The 16463-nt window shown below is 64.9% G+C and carries 17 protein-coding genes; 10 read left to right on the top strand and 7 right to left on the bottom strand.

All coding sequences use genetic code 11. The features are described from left to right. Positions 1–43: 43 nt before the first annotated feature. Positions 44–502, bottom strand: coding sequence for an Lrp/AsnC family transcriptional regulator (locus tag PYR64_RS17665; protein ID WP_026267476.1), 459 nt, complete (start codon positions 500–502; stop codon positions 44–46). Between the two features lie 362 nt (positions 503–864). On the opposite strand from PYR64_RS17665, the gene gluQRS reads away from it, so the two are divergent. Continuing rightward, complete coding sequence (gluQRS, locus tag PYR64_RS17660) at positions 865–1752, top strand: tRNA glutamyl-Q(34) synthetase GluQRS (RefSeq protein ID WP_275776712.1); 888 nt, start codon at positions 865–867, stop codon at positions 1750–1752. Between the two features lie 25 nt (positions 1753–1777). Next, entirely contained in the window at positions 1778–2923 is a 1146-nt protein-coding gene (locus tag PYR64_RS17655; RefSeq protein ID WP_275776710.1) for a serine hydrolase domain-containing protein, read from the top strand. Positions 2924–2949: 26 nt separating this feature from the next. On the opposite strand, the gene PYR64_RS17650 is transcribed toward PYR64_RS17655, so the two are convergent. After that, positions 2950–3588: a TetR/AcrR family transcriptional regulator gene (locus PYR64_RS17650; RefSeq protein WP_275776708.1), complete on the bottom strand. Its 639-nt coding sequence runs from the start codon at positions 3586–3588 to the stop codon at positions 2950–2952. A gap of 117 nt (positions 3589–3705) precedes the next feature. Between PYR64_RS17650 and PYR64_RS17645 the strand changes: the two genes are divergently transcribed. Together PYR64_RS17645 and PYR64_RS17640 are read left to right on the top strand one after the other, a co-directional pair. Then, positions 3706–4497, top strand: coding sequence for an SDR family oxidoreductase (locus PYR64_RS17645; protein ID WP_039243241.1), 792 nt, complete (start codon positions 3706–3708; stop codon positions 4495–4497). 84 nt (positions 4498–4581) lie between these two features. Continuing rightward, positions 4582–5118, top strand: a complete 537-nt coding sequence (locus PYR64_RS17640; protein ID WP_275776706.1) for an HD domain-containing protein — start codon at positions 4582–4584, stop codon at positions 5116–5118. Between the two features lie 79 nt (positions 5119–5197). Here the strand turns inward: PYR64_RS17640 and PYR64_RS17635 are convergent, their stop codons facing one another. Together PYR64_RS17635 and PYR64_RS17630 are read right to left on the bottom strand one after the other, a co-directional pair. Continuing rightward, the gene (locus tag PYR64_RS17635) at positions 5198–6442 is read right to left on the bottom strand and encodes a low temperature requirement protein A (RefSeq protein ID WP_275776704.1); all 1245 of its coding nucleotides are present in this window, start codon (positions 6440–6442) and stop codon (positions 5198–5200) included. Positions 6443–6556: 114 nt separating this feature from the next. Beyond that, the gene (locus PYR64_RS17630) at positions 6557–7849 is read right to left on the bottom strand and encodes a GNAT family N-acetyltransferase (RefSeq protein WP_275776702.1); all 1293 of its coding nucleotides are present in this window, start codon (positions 7847–7849) and stop codon (positions 6557–6559) included. Positions 7850–8008: 159 nt separating this feature from the next. Between PYR64_RS17630 and PYR64_RS17625 the strand changes: the two genes are divergently transcribed. Continuing rightward, positions 8009–9175 (top strand): VCBS repeat-containing protein, encoded by a 1167-nt coding sequence (locus PYR64_RS17625; RefSeq protein WP_275776700.1) that lies wholly within the window; start codon positions 8009–8011, stop codon positions 9173–9175. Positions 9176–9190: 15 nt separating this feature from the next. Here PYR64_RS17625 and PYR64_RS17620 read toward each other — a convergent pair whose 3' ends face one another. Together PYR64_RS17620 and PYR64_RS17615 are read right to left on the bottom strand one after the other, a co-directional pair. Continuing rightward, entirely contained in the window at positions 9191–9943 is a 753-nt protein-coding gene (locus PYR64_RS17620) for an SDR family oxidoreductase (RefSeq protein ID WP_275776698.1), read from the bottom strand. A gap of 10 nt (positions 9944–9953) precedes the next feature. Next, positions 9954–10865 (bottom strand): fumarylacetoacetate hydrolase family protein, encoded by a 912-nt coding sequence (locus PYR64_RS17615; RefSeq protein WP_275776696.1) that lies wholly within the window; start codon positions 10863–10865, stop codon positions 9954–9956. 139 nt (positions 10866–11004) lie between these two features. Here PYR64_RS17615 and PYR64_RS17610 point away from each other — a divergent pair, with 139 nt between their 5' ends. Genes PYR64_RS17610 through PYR64_RS17590 form a run of 5 tightly spaced genes read left to right on the top strand, consistent with a single transcriptional unit; the run spans position 11005 to position 15760 of the window. Continuing rightward, entirely contained in the window at positions 11005–12309 is a 1305-nt protein-coding gene (locus PYR64_RS17610) for an L-fuconate dehydratase (RefSeq protein WP_110506079.1), read from the top strand. Further along, positions 12306–13643, top strand: a complete 1338-nt coding sequence (locus tag PYR64_RS17605; RefSeq protein ID WP_275776693.1) for an alpha-L-fucosidase — start codon at positions 12306–12308, stop codon at positions 13641–13643. Before PYR64_RS17610 ends, PYR64_RS17605 begins: the two co-directional genes overlap by 4 nt. Then, the gene (locus PYR64_RS17600; RefSeq protein WP_039243256.1) at positions 13636–13950 is read left to right on the top strand and encodes an L-rhamnose mutarotase; all 315 of its coding nucleotides are present in this window, start codon (positions 13636–13638) and stop codon (positions 13948–13950) included. The genes PYR64_RS17605 and PYR64_RS17600 overlap by 8 nt, the downstream gene beginning before the upstream one ends. Further along, positions 13947–14894, top strand: a complete 948-nt coding sequence (locus PYR64_RS17595) for an aldo/keto reductase (protein WP_082499790.1) — start codon at positions 13947–13949, stop codon at positions 14892–14894. The genes PYR64_RS17600 and PYR64_RS17595 overlap by 4 nt, the downstream gene beginning before the upstream one ends. Continuing rightward, positions 14891–15760 carry an amidohydrolase family protein gene (locus tag PYR64_RS17590; RefSeq protein WP_275776689.1) on the top strand — a complete coding sequence of 290 codons (870 nt, stop codon included), beginning with the start codon at positions 14891–14893 and terminating at the stop codon, positions 15758–15760. The genes PYR64_RS17595 and PYR64_RS17590 overlap by 4 nt, the downstream gene beginning before the upstream one ends. On the opposite strand, the gene PYR64_RS17585 is transcribed toward PYR64_RS17590, so the two are convergent. Beyond that, positions 15757–16428 carry a FadR/GntR family transcriptional regulator gene (locus tag PYR64_RS17585; protein ID WP_079582886.1) on the bottom strand — a complete coding sequence of 224 codons (672 nt, stop codon included), beginning with the start codon at positions 16426–16428 and terminating at the stop codon, positions 15757–15759. The genes PYR64_RS17590 and PYR64_RS17585 overlap by 4 nt on opposite strands. Between the last annotated feature and the right edge of the window lie 35 nt (positions 16429–16463).

Below are 16463 nucleotides of genomic sequence, written 5' to 3'. Positions count from 1 at the left end.
CTGCGGAGCATGGCACATGGGGACAACTTCCCTATGTGCAGAACTACTCCAGAAGCAGGCCCGTTGTTCGGTACGGAATCACCTCACGGAGGAACATGCTGGTGGAGGTCCGGACGATACCGGGGCACAGCCGGATTTCCTCCGACACCCGGTAGAGGTCGTCGGGGCTCTTGGCCACCACCCTGATGATGAGGTCGGTATCGCCGGCGGGTGCGTGGCATTCCAGGACTTCCGGGATTTCGCGCAAGGCCGCGATGGCCTCGTTCAGGTGGCTTTGGTCGAGCTCTGCGCTGACCGCCGCAGCCACGCCACGGCCCAGGGCAGATGGCAGGACGCGGCTGCTGTTGGCACGCAGGGCGCCGGAGGTTGTCATGCGTTCCAGGCGGGATTGGACCGTCCCTCGCGCGAGGTGCAGCTTCTGGGCCAGGACCATGATGGGAACGCGGGGATCGTCGTCGAGCGCAGCGAGGATTCTGCGGTCGGTTGCGTCGAGTTCCTGCAAAATGACCACTTCCTGTCGGATTTTTGTTTCTGGAGTAGTCAGATCGATCAAGAAAATGACTTCCTGTTGCACCTACTGTATGCCCCCTGTTGAAATGATGACAACGAAGCAGGACGAGGCTACCGCCGAAGCCCGCCGGCAACAGGCACCCGGAACACCACCCGGAGCCCTGTACAGGTTTCCCGCAAGGAAGCAGCCGCTGATTGACTCTTGTTCACAGCATTGTCATTCTGCACTCGTCCGCCGATGCGGACAGCACAGCAAGAGCCCCTGAGCCACCGGATCGTTGCGGTAGCTGAGGGGCTCTTGTGTTGCCCGGCTGTGTTGCCCGGCTGTGCAGGGATGGCACATAGGCTTGGTGCATGACTTCCGCAGGGCGATTTGCCCCCAGCCCGTCCGGCGAGCTGCACGTTGGCAACCTCCGCACGGCCATCCTGGCATGGCTGTTCGCGAAGTCCACTGGCCGTGATTTCCTGCTGCGCGTGGAAGATCTTGACCGTGCCAGGTCCGGCGCGGAAACCGGGCAGCTCCGTGATCTGCGGGCCATCGGCATCACGTGGGATGCGGATGTGGTGCGCCAGACTGAGCGCGCGGCACTTTACGACGCTGCGATCCAGCGCCTGACGTCGGAGGGGCGCACCTACGAGTGTTTCTGCACCCGACGTGAGATCCAGGAAGCGCCTTCCGCCCCGCATGCTCCGCATGGGGCCTACCCCGGGACGTGCCGGCGGTTGTCCCACGCCGAGCGTGAGATCAGGCGCGCCTCACGCCCGGCGTCGATCCGTCTGCTGTCCGGGGTTGGCGGGTGGCCTGTTGAGGACCAGTTGCACGGCACGTTTGAGGGCGTGGTGGACGACTTTGTGCTGCGTCGCAATGACGGCGTCACTGCCTACAACCTGGCCGTGGTGGTGGACGACGCCGCCCAGGGAATCGACCAGGTGGTTCGCGGGGACGACCTCCTTCCCTCCACCCCGCGGCAGGCGTACTTGGCGACGCTGTTGGGCTTGCCGGTTCCCGTATATGCGCATGTTCCGTTGGTGGTGAACCACGACGGCGTCAGGCTGGCAAAGCGCGACGGTGCCGTAACGCTGGACGACCTCGCCGCCGTCGGGATCCCCGCCGCGCGTGTCCGCGGCCTGATGCTGGAATCGCTCGGCCTGCCCGGTGGATCACTGCGGGACGCCCTGGCGGAATTCGATCCGTCGAGGCTGCCCAAAGAGCCCTGGGTGTGGATAACTCCCCAGGTCTGAGGAGGGCACCACGTAGGCTGGCTGGATGCATTCACAGATGGTCGCCCCCGGTTTCGAATCCGTCGCCGAACTCTTCGGCCGTTTCCTGGCCCAGGATCCGGAATATTCCGCCCAGGTGGCCGCGTATCATCGCGGTGTCAAAGTCCTGGACCTGAGTGGGGGGCCGCATATCCGCCCCGACTCCGTCACAGGAGTGTTCTCCTGTTCCAAGGGTATGGCGGGCCTGGTCATGGCCTTGCTGGTGCAGGACGGCCAGCTGGACCTTGACGCCGAGGTGGTCAAGTACTGGCCCGAATTCGGCGTCGAAGGCAAAGCCTCGATCACGGTTGCGCAGCTCCTGTCCCATCAGGCCGGACTGTTGGGGCCCGAGGGAGGCCTGACCCTGGACGAGGTCAACAACTCTGCGCTGGCTGCGGCGAGGCTCGCCGCGTTGCCCCCGCTGTGGAAGCCCGGTGCAGCGTTCGGCTACCACGCGCTCAGCATCGGAATCTTCATGGAGGAGTTGTGTCGTCGGATCACAGGCTCGACGCTCCAGGAGCTTTTCGAACGCCGTATCCGGGCCGTGACCGGTGCGCACTTTTACCTTGGGCTCCCCGAATCCGAGGAGTCCCGCTTTGCGCCCTTCCGATGGGCAGCTGATCCTTCCTGGCCATGGGTGGACCCGGCAAGCCATTTCGGCCTTGCCGCGAACGCCGCTGTTGGCGACATCCTGGACCTGCCCAATATCCGCGAAGTCCGTGCCGCGGGACTGAGCTCGGCGGCAGGCGTGTCCAGTGCAGATGGCATGGCCAGAATCTATGCTGCGGCTTCGACGGGCCTGGCCGGCGAACCCGGGCAGGCGCTGGGCGGCGGGCAAACCGCCGTCGCGCCCTTGCTGGCTGAAGAGACCATCCGCGCCGTGACCGCTGAGCAAGTCTTCGGCATTGACCGGGTTTTCGGTGAGACCGGCTGCTTCGGGACCGTTTTCATGAAGTCGCACAGCCGGATGCCGTTTGGCAGTTACCGGGCGTTCGGGCACGACGGCGCCAGCGCCTCTTTGGGGTTTGCGGACCCTGTGTATGAGCTCGGCTTTGGCTACGTGCCGCAGCAGGCCGAGCCAGGGGGAGTGGGCTGCCGTAACTTCCAGCTAAGCTCCGCGGTGCGGGAAGCCATTGCCGGCCTGACGCCGTAGATCCAGCGCAGGGCTGTTGCGCTGGGCTAGTTGCGCTGCCCTGCGTGGCTTGCCTGCGTGATTTTGGCTGCGGGCACACCCGCAGCCATGCCTGCCCAGAGGGTGTCGGTGGTGGCGGAGACCATGGCATCCACCGTCGTTCCCTCCAGATGCTTGCCGGCCGCGAGCAGCGCCGCGCCGTGAAGGCTGACGAAGCACACCATGGCCAACGTTTCGGGGTCGCCGGGGGTCAGCTCGCCGGCATCCTGGGCTTCGATGATCATTGCCTGGGCTATTTCGATTCCCTGCCCACCGGTGTTTCGAAGCTCGGCGCTGGAATCCGGGTGATGCTTGGTGGAGTACATGACGGTCAGCAGGGCGGGCCGGGAAACCGCGAATCCGACGTAGGCTTTCGCGACGCTGACAAAGCGCTCCTGGAGGGTGCCGCCGGACTCCGCGGCTGTGCGGATGCGGTGGTTCATCGATTCAAAGCCTGCCATCGCCAAGGCGTCGATCAACGCCTGCTTGTCACGGAAGTGCTTGGCTGGGGCCCCGTGGCTGACGTTCACGTCGCGGGCGAGTTGGCGGAGGGAAAGACCATCGACGCCGGCCTCCTCGATGGTTTCCATGGCGCGCTCCAAGAGGGCTTCCCGAAGTTTGCCGTGGTGGTATGGCTGTTCGATCATGGGTCAAGTCTAGGCCAATGTAGGCATTGACAACAATGTAGCCACTGCCTACCATGTAGACAGCGACTACATCAGTCCCCGCCCCAGCATTTCCCGCCCCGACGATTGGACCCCATCATGACCATGACCTACTCCGACACCACCGCGCTCATCACGGGAGCCAGTTCCGGGCTCGGCGCCGAATTCGCGCAGCGCTTCGCCGCCCGGGGTTCCAACCTCGTCCTGGTTGCCCGTCGTGTTGACCGCCTGGAAGATTTGGCGCAGCAACTGCGCAGCGAGCACGGCATCACCGTGACAGTGCTGCCCATGGATCTGGGCCGGGCAGGCGTAGGCGCAGAGCTCTTCAAGGAACTGGCCGGACGCGGCATCACCGTGGACACCTTGATCAACAATGCCGGCTTCGGCACCCATGGCCTGTTGGTGGAGGAAGACCCGGCCGTTATTGCCTCCGAGATCTCGCTCAACGTAGCTGCCCTGGTGGATATTACGCGGGCCTTCCTGCCCGGAATGCTTGAGTCGGGCAAGGGCGCGCTGGTGAATGTGGCCAGCACGGCTGCTTTCCAGCCGATTCCCGGCATGGCGGTCTACGGCGCAACCAAGGCCTTCGTGCTGAGCTTCACGGAAGCCGTCGCCCATGAAACCAAGGATTCGGGGCTCAATGTCCTGGCCCTCTGCCCGGGGGCCACACGCACGGAGTTCTTCGATGTCCTGGGCAGCCAGTCCGCGGCGGTGGGCAGGATGCAGACCTCCGCCCAGGTGGTGGAGACGGCCATCAAGGCGCTGGACCGCAAGGTCACTCCCGGCAGCGTTGTCTCCGGGTGGATGAACCGGGTAGGCGCTGCCTTCGCCCAGCGGTTGCCCAGGGCCGTGACCGTTGCGATCGCCGCCCGGGCCGTCCAGGACTCCTAGGCAGGTACTTCCGGCGCGGCAACAGCGGATAGCCTGAGTAAAAGGACCTGTCCCCGCAGGTCCGTTGCCAAGCCGGAGGCCAGCATGACCGAACCACGCTTCACCGTAGAGACAGCCAAGGTCCTGGCGGAGGTGGCCCACAACCGCCAGAAGGACAAACTGAAGCGCCCGTACCGGGAGCATGTCCTGGCTGTCGGCGATGCCCTTGCCGATTTTGACGAGGATATCCGGATTGCGGGGTACCTTCACGACATCGCCGAGGACACGCCCATCACCCGGCAAGCGCTGCTGGAGATGGGCGTGTCAGAGCGGGCACTGGCCATTATCGAGCGCGTCACCCGCCGCTTCCACGACGCTCCCGATGATTACGACGCCGGCATCCGTTACGTTGCGGAGGACCACGACGCCACGTTGGTAAAGATCGCGGACAACGCCCATAACTCCTTGCCGGAACGGGTCCGGGCCCTCGCGGAGAAATGGCCGGACAAACCCCCGGTAACCCGCTACGCCGATGCCCGCCCGGTGCTGTATTCGGCAGTTCCGCGCGAGGAAGTCCAGCAGATCCTTGAGCGGATCAACCCGCACCTGCTTGCGGAACTGGACGAGATCGTTCCTGAGTAGCTGAGTAGCTGAGTAGCTGCGTGGCGGGGCGGGCCTGGGGCGCACCCGTGCCCGCCCTAAGCCCCCCAGGTAGCTTGCCCTAGCCGGCCGCAGCTTCCAGCCGGCGAAGTGCCGCGGCACGGCCCTTATGCCCACGCCGTTCGTCGTATGCGATGGACAGGCCCAGCGCCAGCATCATTTCCAGCATGCACAGAGGCACGGATGCGCCCGCTGCAGCCATGCCGATACTTCCCGCCAGGCCAAGAACCACCACCGCTGTGCTCCAGAGCAGCTCCCGATCCGGATTGAGCATGATGCCGTAGAGCGTGGTCAGGGAAACCTTGAACAAAACAATGGGAATGGCGATCGAGGCCACGGCCGCTGCCCCGCTGATGTTGGCCTCGTGGTCGATGAAGTAGGCAGCGATGTGCAGCCCGGCACCCGTGGCGGCAATCGCAGCGAAAATGAACATGTGCCCGTAGCCGAACACCCAGGAGCGGTGCCGTTGGAAATGGAGCGCGGGGCCTGACGGCAGGATGAAGTAGATCCACCACATGGCGAAGGCCAGCCCAGTGCCGCTGAAGCCGACCAGCGCGGCATCCAGCGTCCAGCCGTGCAGGGCAACGATGGCCCGGAGCGTCTCAATGGCGCCAACCAGGCATTCGCCCAGGGCGATGATCGCGAGCAGGCCATACCTTTCGGCAATGTGGTGCGCGTGCCAAGGCGTGCGGGCTTTGCGTTCGGCAAGCCCAGGGACGGACATCTCCAGGACGAACAAGGGTGCGGCCAAAAGGAACGTGGTGAGCACATCGGTTTCGATCACCAACGCTACGACCCAACCCACCTGCACCAGCGCCAGGTACTTGGCGTAGCGGAGGCAGGTCTCACGGCGTTCGGGGTCCTGGCGGGCCGCACGCAGCCATTGGAAGATCAGGGCAACGCGCATGATGATGTAGCCGATGAGGATGGCCACGTTATTGACGTGGTCACCCTCCACCAGTGAATGGAACATCGGTTCGATGCCCATGGCGAGGATGAGGACCCCCACCATCTGGACCATCGTGACCACCCTGAAGACCCAGTCGTCGGTGTCATAGGCGCTGGCAAACCACGTGAAGTTCACCCATGCCCAGATCACCGCGAACATGGCGTAGCAGAATCCGAGCAAACCCGGCCCAACATGGGCTTCAGCCACGGCATGCGCGAACTGGTTACCGGCGACGCCGAAAGCGATGACAAACGTCAGGTCGAAGAACAGCTCAAGCGGGGTGGCCGTTCGGTGCTTCTCGTGAGGATCACGGCCGCCCATCCGGGAGAGGGCATGGCGAAGGGGATTCGTGGACATGGCTCAAAGATTACCGGCGGATCGCCGGATTGCGTCCAGATCGCCGGTTCGCGTCCAGATCGCTGGACGGCTCCGGCGTTCCCGCACGGCTCCGGCGTTTCCGCGGCCAGAAGCCTACACGCGGCCCAGGACGTCGATGTCTTCCAGGAAGTCCTGGTGCACTTCGGCGCTCACGGTCGTCCGGGTATCGGCGATCGCGTCGAGGTAGTCCTGCGTGACCGGACCCTTCCGTCCGTTGGGGGCGGCAGCACCGTCGTCGTACACGGCTTTCTCCAGGGCACGCTGGGAGGCGCTGCGCGCCGCGAACTCAATGTCCGCCGGCGAGAAACCTTCCGTCCGCTCCACCAACTGGGCGATGTCCACGGCATCCACCACCGACGCCGGAATGAAGCGCTGCCACATGGCCTCACGGGCGTGGACGTCCGGCAGCCCGATGGGAATGACGTAGTCGAAGCGCCCGTGGCGAAGGAACGCGGTATCGAGTGCGCGGATGAAGTTGGTGGCGCAGACCAGCAAACGACCGGGCTGTTCGCGGAAGGCGGGGATGATCTTGAGGAGTTCATTGGTGACGCCCTGCAGCGGCGACGGCGGATCCCCGGCACGCTGGGAGGCAATCTCCTCCACCTCGTCGATGAACACCACAGCGTGCTCCAATTCGGCGATTTCCAGGAAGGTCTCCCGCAGTGCACCGGCCAGGCCCTTGGGATCCGAGGCCAGCCGGGATGGGAACACCTCAACAAACGGCCACTCCAAACGCGATGCGATGGCCTTGGCAAAGGTGGTCTTGCCCGTGCCCGGAGGACCGAACAGCACCACTGCCCGCGGAGGAACCACGCCGTATTCGTCCGCGAGGTCGGCCTCGGCCAGGGGAAGGACCAGGCGGCGCTCCAGCAGTTCCTTCTCGCGGCGCATGCCCGCCACGTTCTCCCAGAGATCACGCGCCAGGATCCGCCCGCCCAGCAGACCCAACGCGCCGAGCTCCTGGCGCTGCACGGGAATGGTCCGCTCGAAATACCGCAGGTTCTTCTTGACCACGAAGCCGCGGCCCAGGAACGCTTCCACGCGCGTTTCGGTTTCCGGCATCAGTGCGGACAGCTTGTTCAGGCCGTGCGGGGCCATGCGGTTCTCGACGGCGGACAGCAGCGAGGTGCCGATGCCCCGCCCGCGGAACTCGGTGAGGGTGGCGAGGAAAACGATCCAGCCTTGGTCGTGCGCGGCACGTCCGACGGCGGCGCCCACCACCTGCTCGCCCTGCACCGCCACCACCGCGTGGTCCTTCTCGCAGGATGCAAGGACTTCCGATAACGCATAGACGGGCTCCACGCCGTCGGCCTTGAGCGACTCCCAGAGGTGCAGGATCCCGTCAAGATCGGACGAGTGAAAGTCCCGGATGCGCCAATTGGTCATGAGTTCTTCTCCTGGGCAGTAAGTGAGTCGCCGTTGATTCCTTGGAGTTGAGCATAGGCGAAGCACTGCTGCCGAACGTTGCGGCCCCGTTGCGTTACGGCGTCGGAGGGCGAACCTAAGATGGGCGCAGGAAACTGTCAGCATGTTCAAGGGAGCAACGTGGGTTCTGCATTGGGCGTCATAACCTCGCTGCGGCGGGCAGTAGCCGCAGGGGCCGCAACCCTGGCCGCGATCCTGGCCTCCACCGTCCCGGTTCCGGCTGCGAATGCCGTGGAACGGGACGATTTCAGCATCAATGGCCCCGCCTATGTCGGGAGCGGCTTGTCAGTCAGTGGCGCCTACGAGTACTTCTCCTCCTGTGACCCGGACCCGCAGCACGGTTACTCAATCCAGTGGCTTCGCGACGGAGAGCCGGTGACGCCGGAGCCGGCATACTCGCAGTTCTACGACCTCGACATCGAGGACGTCGGAACCCGGATCTCTGCCGTGGTCACGGGCTCGCAGGCGTGCCACCCGGCGCAGGTGGTGGTGAAGGAATCCGAAGTGGTCAAAAGCCAACCCATGCGCGCGGAAGGATTCACGGACAGGGGAGTCTTCGATCTTCTGGGACGTCGGCAAGATGGCGCGCTCATGCTCTATGCGGGCCAGGACACAACGCAAGGATGGAAACCGCCCCAGCTGATAGGCCCCGGCTGGGGCGCCTACACGAGGATCATTGGCGCCGGCGACCTCACAAGCGACGGCAAAACCGAGCTCCTCGCTACTGACGCAGTGGGGAGGCTCTGGATGTTCTGGGGCAGGGGAGACGGAACTTTCCCGGCGAACGCCTATCCGTCGGAGATCGGCTGGGGCTGGAACGCCATGGACAAGGTCGTTGGCCCCGGGGACTTCGACGGCGACGGGTACAACGACCTCCTGGCCGCTGAACCCAATGGCAATCTCTACCTCTATCCCAAAGCCGCCCGTGGTTGGACTCCCCGGGTCCATGTTGGCCAGGGCTGGGGCGTCATGGACCTGCTCATTACGCCAGGCGATTTCAATGGCGACGGCACGGTAGACGTCCTCGCCAAGGACAAGGCGGGACGTCTGTTCCTCTACGGCGGTAACGGGAGCGGCGGATGGTTGGCGCCACGGCAAGTAGGCCAAGGGTGGAACGTGCTGGGCAAGATCGGCAGTGCCGGGGACTTCAACCGTGACGGCTTCGCTGATATCCACGGCGTCAACAGCGCCGGCGAACTGCTGATGTACTACGGCGATGGGCGCGGCGGTTGGAAGGGCGTGGAGACTGTTGGCTGGGGGTGGAACATCTTCAACGGGCTCTACTGAAACAACCCCGGCCCGTTACTGAACCGGACGCAGCCGCAGACCCTGCATGCCGCCGTCGACCGCCAGCGAGGTGCCCGACGTCGAACCTGACAGCGGGCTCGCCAGATACGCGACGGCGCCGGCCACTTCAGCGGGGTCCACCATCCGGCCATGCGGCTGGCGGGCATTGAGTGCGGCGCGCTCGCCGGCGGGGTCGGCGGCCGAATCCAACAGGCGGCCCACCCAGGGGGTATCAACGGTGCCCGGGTTGACGCAGTTCACGCGGATTCCTTCCCGGACGTGGTCCGCGGCCATGGCCAGGGTCAGCGACAGGACCGCGCCCTTTGACGCCGAGTACAGTGCCCGCTGCGGCAGGCCGGCGGTCGCTGCGATGGAGCACGTGTTCACGATCGCCGCGGCCGGTGATTGGCGCAGATGCGGCAAGGCCGCGCGGCTGACGCGGGCAATGCCCACGACGTTGACATTGAGGACACGCAGCCATTCCTCGTCGTCGTTCGCCGCGATGTCACCCTGTGCGCCGATCCCGGCGTTGTTGATCACGATATCCAGGCGACCGAACTGTTGGGCGACACTCTCGACGGCGGTGCGCACCGAGGCGTCGTCGGCCACGTTGCAGTGCACGCCGAAGTGCGGGCTGGTTTCCGGAGCGAGGTCCAGGACCGCCACATGGGCGCCGCCTGCGGCGAGGCGGTCCGCAATGGCCGCCCCGATACCCGAGGCACCGCCTGTGACGAGGGCTGCGAGGCCGTCGAATTCCTTGCCGGTCATGGCGCGGCCCTCAGGCGTTGGTGCCGGCGAAGGAAACAGGGCGGGCCGATCCTGCTTGTGCCCGGTAGAACTCCTGGCGCTGCCGGCCCAAGCCTTCAATCTCGAGTTCCACAACGTCACCCGGCTGGATGAAGGGGAAACGGCCGGACAGGGCGACGCCTTCGGGAGTGCCGGTGATGATCACATCGCCCGGTTCAAGGATCATGTACTGGCTGAGGTGGTGGACGATCGTGGCGGGGTCGAAGATCATGTCCGAGGTGGTTGAGTCCTGGCGGTCTTCGCCGTTGACCAGGGTGCGGAGCCGGAGGTTGGCGGCGTCGATGTCCGCAGCGGGTACCAGCCAGGGTCCCAGGGGAGTGGAGCCGGGGAGGGTCTTGCCCTTGGTCCACTGTCCGGCAGCGCCGGGAATCTGGTATTCGCGCTCCGAGAGGTCGTTGGCCACGGCGTAGCCGGCGATGCACATCTCCGCCTCTTCAACGGAGGAAAGGTATGACGCTTCCCGGCCGATCACGATGGCTAGCTCCACTTCCCAGTCGTATTTTTCGGACGACGGCGGGATGGGGGCGGCGTCGAACGGTCCCGCGACGGTGTTGCTCGGCTTCAGGAACACCACGGGAACTTCGGGCGGCGTGGCACCGGATTCGGCAGCGTGCGCGGTGTAGTTCAGGCCGATGGCAACCACCGCGCCGGGGCGGGCGACGGGTGCGCCGATGCGCAGCCCCTCGGTCGAAATTTCCGCGAGTTCACCGTTTTCCAGGGCCGCACGGGTGCGTTCGATGCCATCAGAGGCGAGGAACTTGCCGTCGATGTCCTGGGTGAGGGTGGTGAGGCTGAAGTATTTTTCGAGGCCGTGGGCGTCCTGGGCGATGACGGCCGGTTGTTCGTTTCCGGCCGTACCCAGCCTGGCGAATTTCAAGGTCATGGCTTCCTCCGTGCGTTCGGGACTAACATCCGAACTCTAGTGTGATGTTTTCCCCCATAATACGGAAATGTGACCCATTGACAAGGCATACATCCGATGTTTAGCTGGCATCGAAGAATACGACGTAGCCAGGAGCCCAATGAGCATCATCACCGAAATCGAAACATTCGATATTCGCTTCCCGACGTCCCGGGACCTGGATGGTTCCGATGCCATGAACCCCGATCCGGATTACTCAGCCGCCTACCTGGTCATCCGGACCGATGCCACCGACGGGCATGAGGGCCACGGTTTCGTCTTCACCATCGGGCGCGGCAATGAGGTGGAAACGGCGGCCATCAACGCCCTGCGCGGACACATCCTCGGCGCCGATGTTGAAACCTTGCTGGAGGACATGGGTGCGACGTGGAAGCTCCTCGCCCACGACTCCCAACTCCGCTGGCTCGGACCCGAAAAAGGCGTCATGCACATGGCCATCGGCGCGGTGGTCAATGCCCTTTGGGACCTGAAAGCCAAACGTGCGGGACTTCCCCTGTGGGAACTGCTTGCCGACATGGCCCCGGAAGAAATCGTGGCACTGGTCGACTTTCGGTACCTCACGGACGCGCTCACCCCGGACGAAGCCCTGGCCATCCTCCGCGCCGCAGAACCGGGAAAGGAACAGCGGAAGGCCGCCCTTCGCGCTGAAGGCTACCCCGCGTACACCACGACGCCGGGATGGCTGGGTTACAGCGACGCGAAACTGACGCGGCTGGCCAAGGAAGCGGTGGCGGACGGATTCACACAGATCAAGCTGAAGGTGGGGGCGTCCTTGGACGACGACATCCGCCGCGTCCGGGCCGCCCGCGCCGCCGTGGGCCCGGACATCAGGATCGCTGTTGATGCCAACCAGCGCTGGGATGTCCAGGACGCCATCGACTGGATGGCCCACCTTGCCCCGTACGACATCGCCTGGATCGAAGAACCCACCAGCCCGGACGACATCCTCGGGCACGCCGCCATCGCCCGCGCAGTGGCACCCATTCCGGTGGCAACGGGGGAGCACGTCCAGAACCGGGTGGTGTTCAAACAGATGCTCCAGGCGGGATCGCTGCAGGTCCTGCAGATCGACGCCGCCCGCGTAGCCGGGGTCAACGAGAACATCGCCATCCTGCTGCTGGCCGCGAAGTTCGGGGTCCCGGTATGCCCGCACGCAGGCGGAGTGGGGCTCTGTGAAGCCGTGCAGCATTTGTCCATGTTCGATTTCGTGGCGGTCACCGGGACCAAAGAGGGCAGGACCATAGAGTTCGTGGACCACCTCCACGAACACTTCGTCACACCCGTGGACGTCCACAGCGGCGCGTACTGGCCGCCGTCGTCCCCTGGTGCCGGCAACGAAATGCTCCGTGAAACACTGGCCGCATACAGCTTTCCGGACGGCCCGGTATGGAAGGAAACCCATTGATCCAGCACGCCCCCTGGTTCGAAGAAGCACGTTTCGGCATGTTCGTGCACTGGGGCATCTACGCCCTGCCCGCACGCCACGAATGGGTGATGAACCGGGAAGAGATCACGGTGGAGGAGTACTCAAAGTACTTCCGTCGCTTCGACCCGGACCTCTACGATCCCCGCGAGTGGGCCAGGGCCGCCCGGGAGGCAGGGATGAAGTACGTGGTCCTCACCACCAAACACCACGACGGTTTCTGCCTTTGGGACTCGGCCCTGACCGACTACAAGGCCACCAACACGCCCGCCGGCAGGGACCTGATCACGCCCTACGTCGAAGCACTCCGCGCCGAGGGGCTGAAGGTGGGCTTCTATCACTCGCTCGTTGACTGGCACCACCCCGACTTCACCATTGACGGGGTGCATCCCCAACGCAACTCCGCCGACGTCGAAAGCCTCAACGCCGGTCGCGACATGGCCCGTTACCGTGACTACCTCCATGGCCAGGTGCGCGAGCTCCTGAGCAACTACGGCACCATCGACTATCTGTTCTTCGACTTCTCCTACGCCGGCCTCGGCCACGCAGAGTTCTGGGGCGGCAAGGGTCGTAACGACTGGGGCTCGGAGGCGCTGCTCGCCATGGTCCGTGAACTGCAGCCCGGGATCGTGGTCAACGACCGCCTGGACATCCCGGGAGACTTTGTCACGCCGGAGCAGTACCAGCCCGCCGGCCCCATGATGCTCGACGGCGAACCCGTCACCTGGGAGGCCTGCCAAACCCTGAACGGCAGCTGGGGGTACGACCGGGACAACCAGAACTACAAGTCCGTGGACCTGCTGATCCGGATGCTGGTGGATGGCGTCTCCAAGGGTGGCAACCTGCTGCTCAACGTTGGCCCCACCGGCAGGGGGTCCCTTGATCCGCGGGCGCTGGAGTCGTTGGAGGGAATCGGGAAGTGGATGCAGCTGCACTCCCGTTCCATCTACGGGGCGGGGACTTCGCCGTTCACCGCGCCCTCCGACGTCCGCTACACGCAGCGCGGGGAGAGGCTGTACGTTCACCTGTTCAGCTGGCCCTTCGAATACGTGCACCTGCCGGACCTGGCAGGCAAAGTGGAATACGCCCAGCTGCTCAACGATGCCTCGGAGGTGTTCCTGCAGGAAGTGGACCCCGGGCAGCAACCAGCCAACATGACCCCCGGAGGCCAGCCGCCGGGCACGCTGACCATCAAGCTGCCGGTGCAGCGACCCGATGCCGCTGTTCCCGTGCTGGAACTGTTCCTGAAGCCCGGTTCCACAGGGGCAGGCTCCACAGAGTCCGGCTCCACAGGGGCCGGTGAACGCGATGACTGAGAGCATCGCCCTGCACACCCGCCTCAAGCCCGGTGCAGAGGAGGAATACTCCGACGCCCATGCGAACATCCCTCCGGAACTCGTGGCGGCATTGAAGGAAGCGGGGGTGCGGAACTGGCGTATCTGGCGCAGCGGGCTCGACCTCTTCCACGTGGTGGACGTGGACGACTACCAGGCAATGCGGCATGCGCTCGCCGATCACCCCGCCAACGTCCCATGGCAAGCCCGTATGGCTGAACTTTTGGAGGTCCAGGACGATTACTCCGGGGCTGATAGGGGTATCGGTAGAGTATGGGAACTGCCATGAATGCACCTGATCTGGGCAAGCTCGGTTTCGGCGGAGCGGGCATAGGGAATCTCTACCGGGCCCTTCCTGATGGGGAAGCCCTCGCCACGGTACTTGCGGCGTGGGACGCCGGGATCCGCTACTTCGATACCGCGCCGCATTACGGACTGGGCCTGTCCGAACAAAGGCTCGGTGCTGTCCTGAGGGACAAGCCGCGGGAGGAATTCGTCATCTCCACCAAGGTGGGGCGCCTGCTGGAACCCAACGGGCCCGGAGGCCGGGATTCCGAAGGCTTCGACGTTCCTGCCACCAGCCGTCGTGTTTGGGACTTCTCCGAGGCCGGCATCCGTCGCAGTATCGAGGAGTCCTTGGAGCGGCTCGGCCTTAGCCATGTGGACATCGCGTACCTGCACGACCCCGACGTCCACGACCTGCAGGTCGGAATCGAACACGGCTTGCCGGCCCTGGAAAAGCTGCGTTCCGAAGGCCTGGTCACGGCGATTGGCGTGGGCACCAACTCCGCCGAAGCCGCGCTGGAATGCGTCGAAGCCGCCGACCTGGACCTCCTGATGCTTGCCGGGCGCTACACCCTGCTGGAGCAGCCAGACGTTCCGCTGCTTGACCGCTGTGTGGAGCGCCGCACCGGCGTCGTGAATGTGGGCGTCTTCAACTCGGGCCTCCTGGCCCGCCCGGACGTCCCCGACGACGCGCACTACAACTACGACCAAGCGCCGCCGGAAGTGCTGGAGCGGGCCCGGGCGCTTGCGTCCGTCTGCCGCGACTTCGGCGTCGAACTCCCGACGGCGGCACTCCAGTTCCCGCTGCGGCATCCGGCCGTGGTGAACGTGACAGCAGGAGCGACTTCTCCTGAACAGGTCACCACCAACGCCGCCCGCATGGACGAGCCACTCCCCGACGAGCTGTGGGAGGCTTTGGAGGGCTTGCGGAAAGGCGCCGGGCAGTGATTGATGCACACCTGCACCTGTGGACGCTGGACACTTTCGTCACCGGCGGTGAACGTCCCTACCCGTGGCTCGGTCCGCAGCACGGTGCGCTCTTCCGCAGCTTTGGCGAGGACGAGGCGGGGGAGACCCTGGAGGCCGCGGGTGTCCGGGCTGCGGTGCTGGTTCAGGCCGACGACACCATAGCCGATACGGACAGCATGCTGGCCGTCGCAGCGCGGAATCCGTGGGTGCTGGGCGTGGTGGGCTGGGTGCGGTTGGACTCACCGGCTGAGTGCGCTTCCCAGCTGGACAGCTTCAGTGCACAGCCTGTCTTCAAGGGCGTGCGCCACTTGGTGCACAACGATCCCCGGGCGGACTTCCTGGACCTCCCTACCGTGCGCGAGTCCCTCGCTTTGGTGGCGCTACGTGGCCTGGCCTTTGATATTCCGGACGCATTCCCCCGTCATTTGGGCGCGGCCGTCCGGCTTGCCCGGGACCTCCCGGAGCTGACCGTGGTCCTTGACCATTTGGGGAAGCCGCCGCGGTCCGATGCCTCGCTCATGGACTCGTGGCGCACTGATTTCCTTGCCTTGGGCCGCGAGCCTAACACCGTAGCCAAGCTATCCGGGCTCCACGCTCCGGGGCTGCCGTACACCAGCGCGGCACTGCGGCCGCTGTTCGAAACCGCGCTGGAAGCTTTCGGCGCCGGCCGCCTGATGATCGGTGGCGACTGGCCGGTCAGCATCCTCGGGGCGCCTTACGGCCGGACCCTCGACGTCCTGCTGGAACTGGTGTCCTCCCTGAGCCCCGCGGAACAGGATTCCATCCTGGAGGGAACTGCGATCCGTACCTATGGGCTGGCGGCCAACCCGTTGGTGGATGCCTAGAGGGCCTGGCGCAGCCAGTTCTCCACGCCACTGATGTGCACCGTCACCAGCGCCCGCACCAGCTCCGCATCACCGCGCTCCAGCGCATCCGCGATGGCACGATGCTCCGCCAAAGTGTGGGACACGGCCTTTTCCTGGGTCAGTCCACGCCAGATCCGGGCCCGCACCGTGCTGCTGGAAAGGGCCTCCAAGAGGCTGCCGAGGTAGTCGTTTCCCGCGGCTGCGGTGATGATGCTGTGAAACTCGAGGTCATGGGCCACGAGTTCTTCGACGTCGGTGTTTTCGTCGATCCCGTCCATGGTGGCCCGCAGGGACTGGAGCTCGTCCGCGGTAATCTTGCCCGCTGCCAGCTGGGCCGTGGCGGGTTCCAGGATTCGTCGGACCTCGAAGAGTTCAAGGATGGAACGGTCCTGGTGCAGGTCCACCACGAACGCCACGGCCTCGTTGAGCAGTTTCGCATCGAGGCTGGTCACGTACGTGCCGTCGCCGCGGCGCACGTCCAGCACCCGGATCAGCTCCAGGGCCTTCACTGCTTCACGCAGCGAACTCCTGGAAAGGCCAAGACGTTCGCTCAGTTCCTTTTCAGGGGGAAGCCGATCGCCCGCCTTGAGTTCGCCGCGGATCAGCATGTCCTTGATCTTGCTGATCGCTTCGTCTGTGACAGCCATGGACCAATAGTAGCCACGAATGATCGGATGTCTGC

Origin of the sequence: Paenarthrobacter sp. Y-19, assembly GCF_029223985.1 — a bacterium.
GTDB lineage: Bacteria > Actinomycetota > Actinomycetes > Actinomycetales > Micrococcaceae > Arthrobacter > Arthrobacter nicotinovorans.
This window is presented reverse-complemented; position numbering and strand designations above follow the sequence as displayed.

Excerpts from the sequence above, each read along its gene's own strand:
- gluQRS (WP_275776712.1), top strand. The coding sequence starts at position 865 with ATGACTTCCGCAGGGCGATTTGCCCCCAGCCCGTCCGGCGAGCTGCAC.
- PYR64_RS17655 (WP_275776710.1), top strand. The coding sequence starts at position 1,778 with ATGCATTCACAGATGGTCGCCCCCGGTTTCGAATCCGTCGCCGAACTC.
- PYR64_RS17650 (WP_275776708.1), bottom strand. The coding sequence starts at position 3,588 with ATGATCGAACAGCCATACCACCACGGCAAACTTCGGGAAGCCCTCTTG.
- PYR64_RS17645 (WP_039243241.1), top strand. The coding sequence starts at position 3,706 with ATGACCATGACCTACTCCGACACCACCGCGCTCATCACGGGAGCCAGT.
- PYR64_RS17640 (WP_275776706.1), top strand. The coding sequence starts at position 4,582 with ATGACCGAACCACGCTTCACCGTAGAGACAGCCAAGGTCCTGGCGGAG.
- PYR64_RS17635 (WP_275776704.1), bottom strand. The coding sequence starts at position 6,442 with ATGTCCACGAATCCCCTTCGCCATGCCCTCTCCCGGATGGGCGGCCGT.
- PYR64_RS17630 (WP_275776702.1), bottom strand. The coding sequence starts at position 7,849 with ATGACCAATTGGCGCATCCGGGACTTTCACTCGTCCGATCTTGACGGG.
- PYR64_RS17620 (WP_275776698.1), bottom strand. The coding sequence starts at position 9,943 with ATGACCGGCAAGGAATTCGACGGCCTCGCAGCCCTCGTCACAGGCGGT.
- PYR64_RS17615 (WP_275776696.1), bottom strand. The coding sequence starts at position 10,865 with ATGACCTTGAAATTCGCCAGGCTGGGTACGGCCGGAAACGAACAACCG.
- PYR64_RS17610 (WP_110506079.1), top strand. The coding sequence starts at position 11,005 with ATGAGCATCATCACCGAAATCGAAACATTCGATATTCGCTTCCCGACG.
- PYR64_RS17600 (WP_039243256.1), top strand. The coding sequence starts at position 13,636 with ATGACTGAGAGCATCGCCCTGCACACCCGCCTCAAGCCCGGTGCAGAG.
- PYR64_RS17595 (WP_082499790.1), top strand. The coding sequence starts at position 13,947 with ATGAATGCACCTGATCTGGGCAAGCTCGGTTTCGGCGGAGCGGGCATA.
- PYR64_RS17585 (WP_079582886.1), bottom strand. The coding sequence starts at position 16,428 with ATGGCTGTCACAGACGAAGCGATCAGCAAGATCAAGGACATGCTGATC.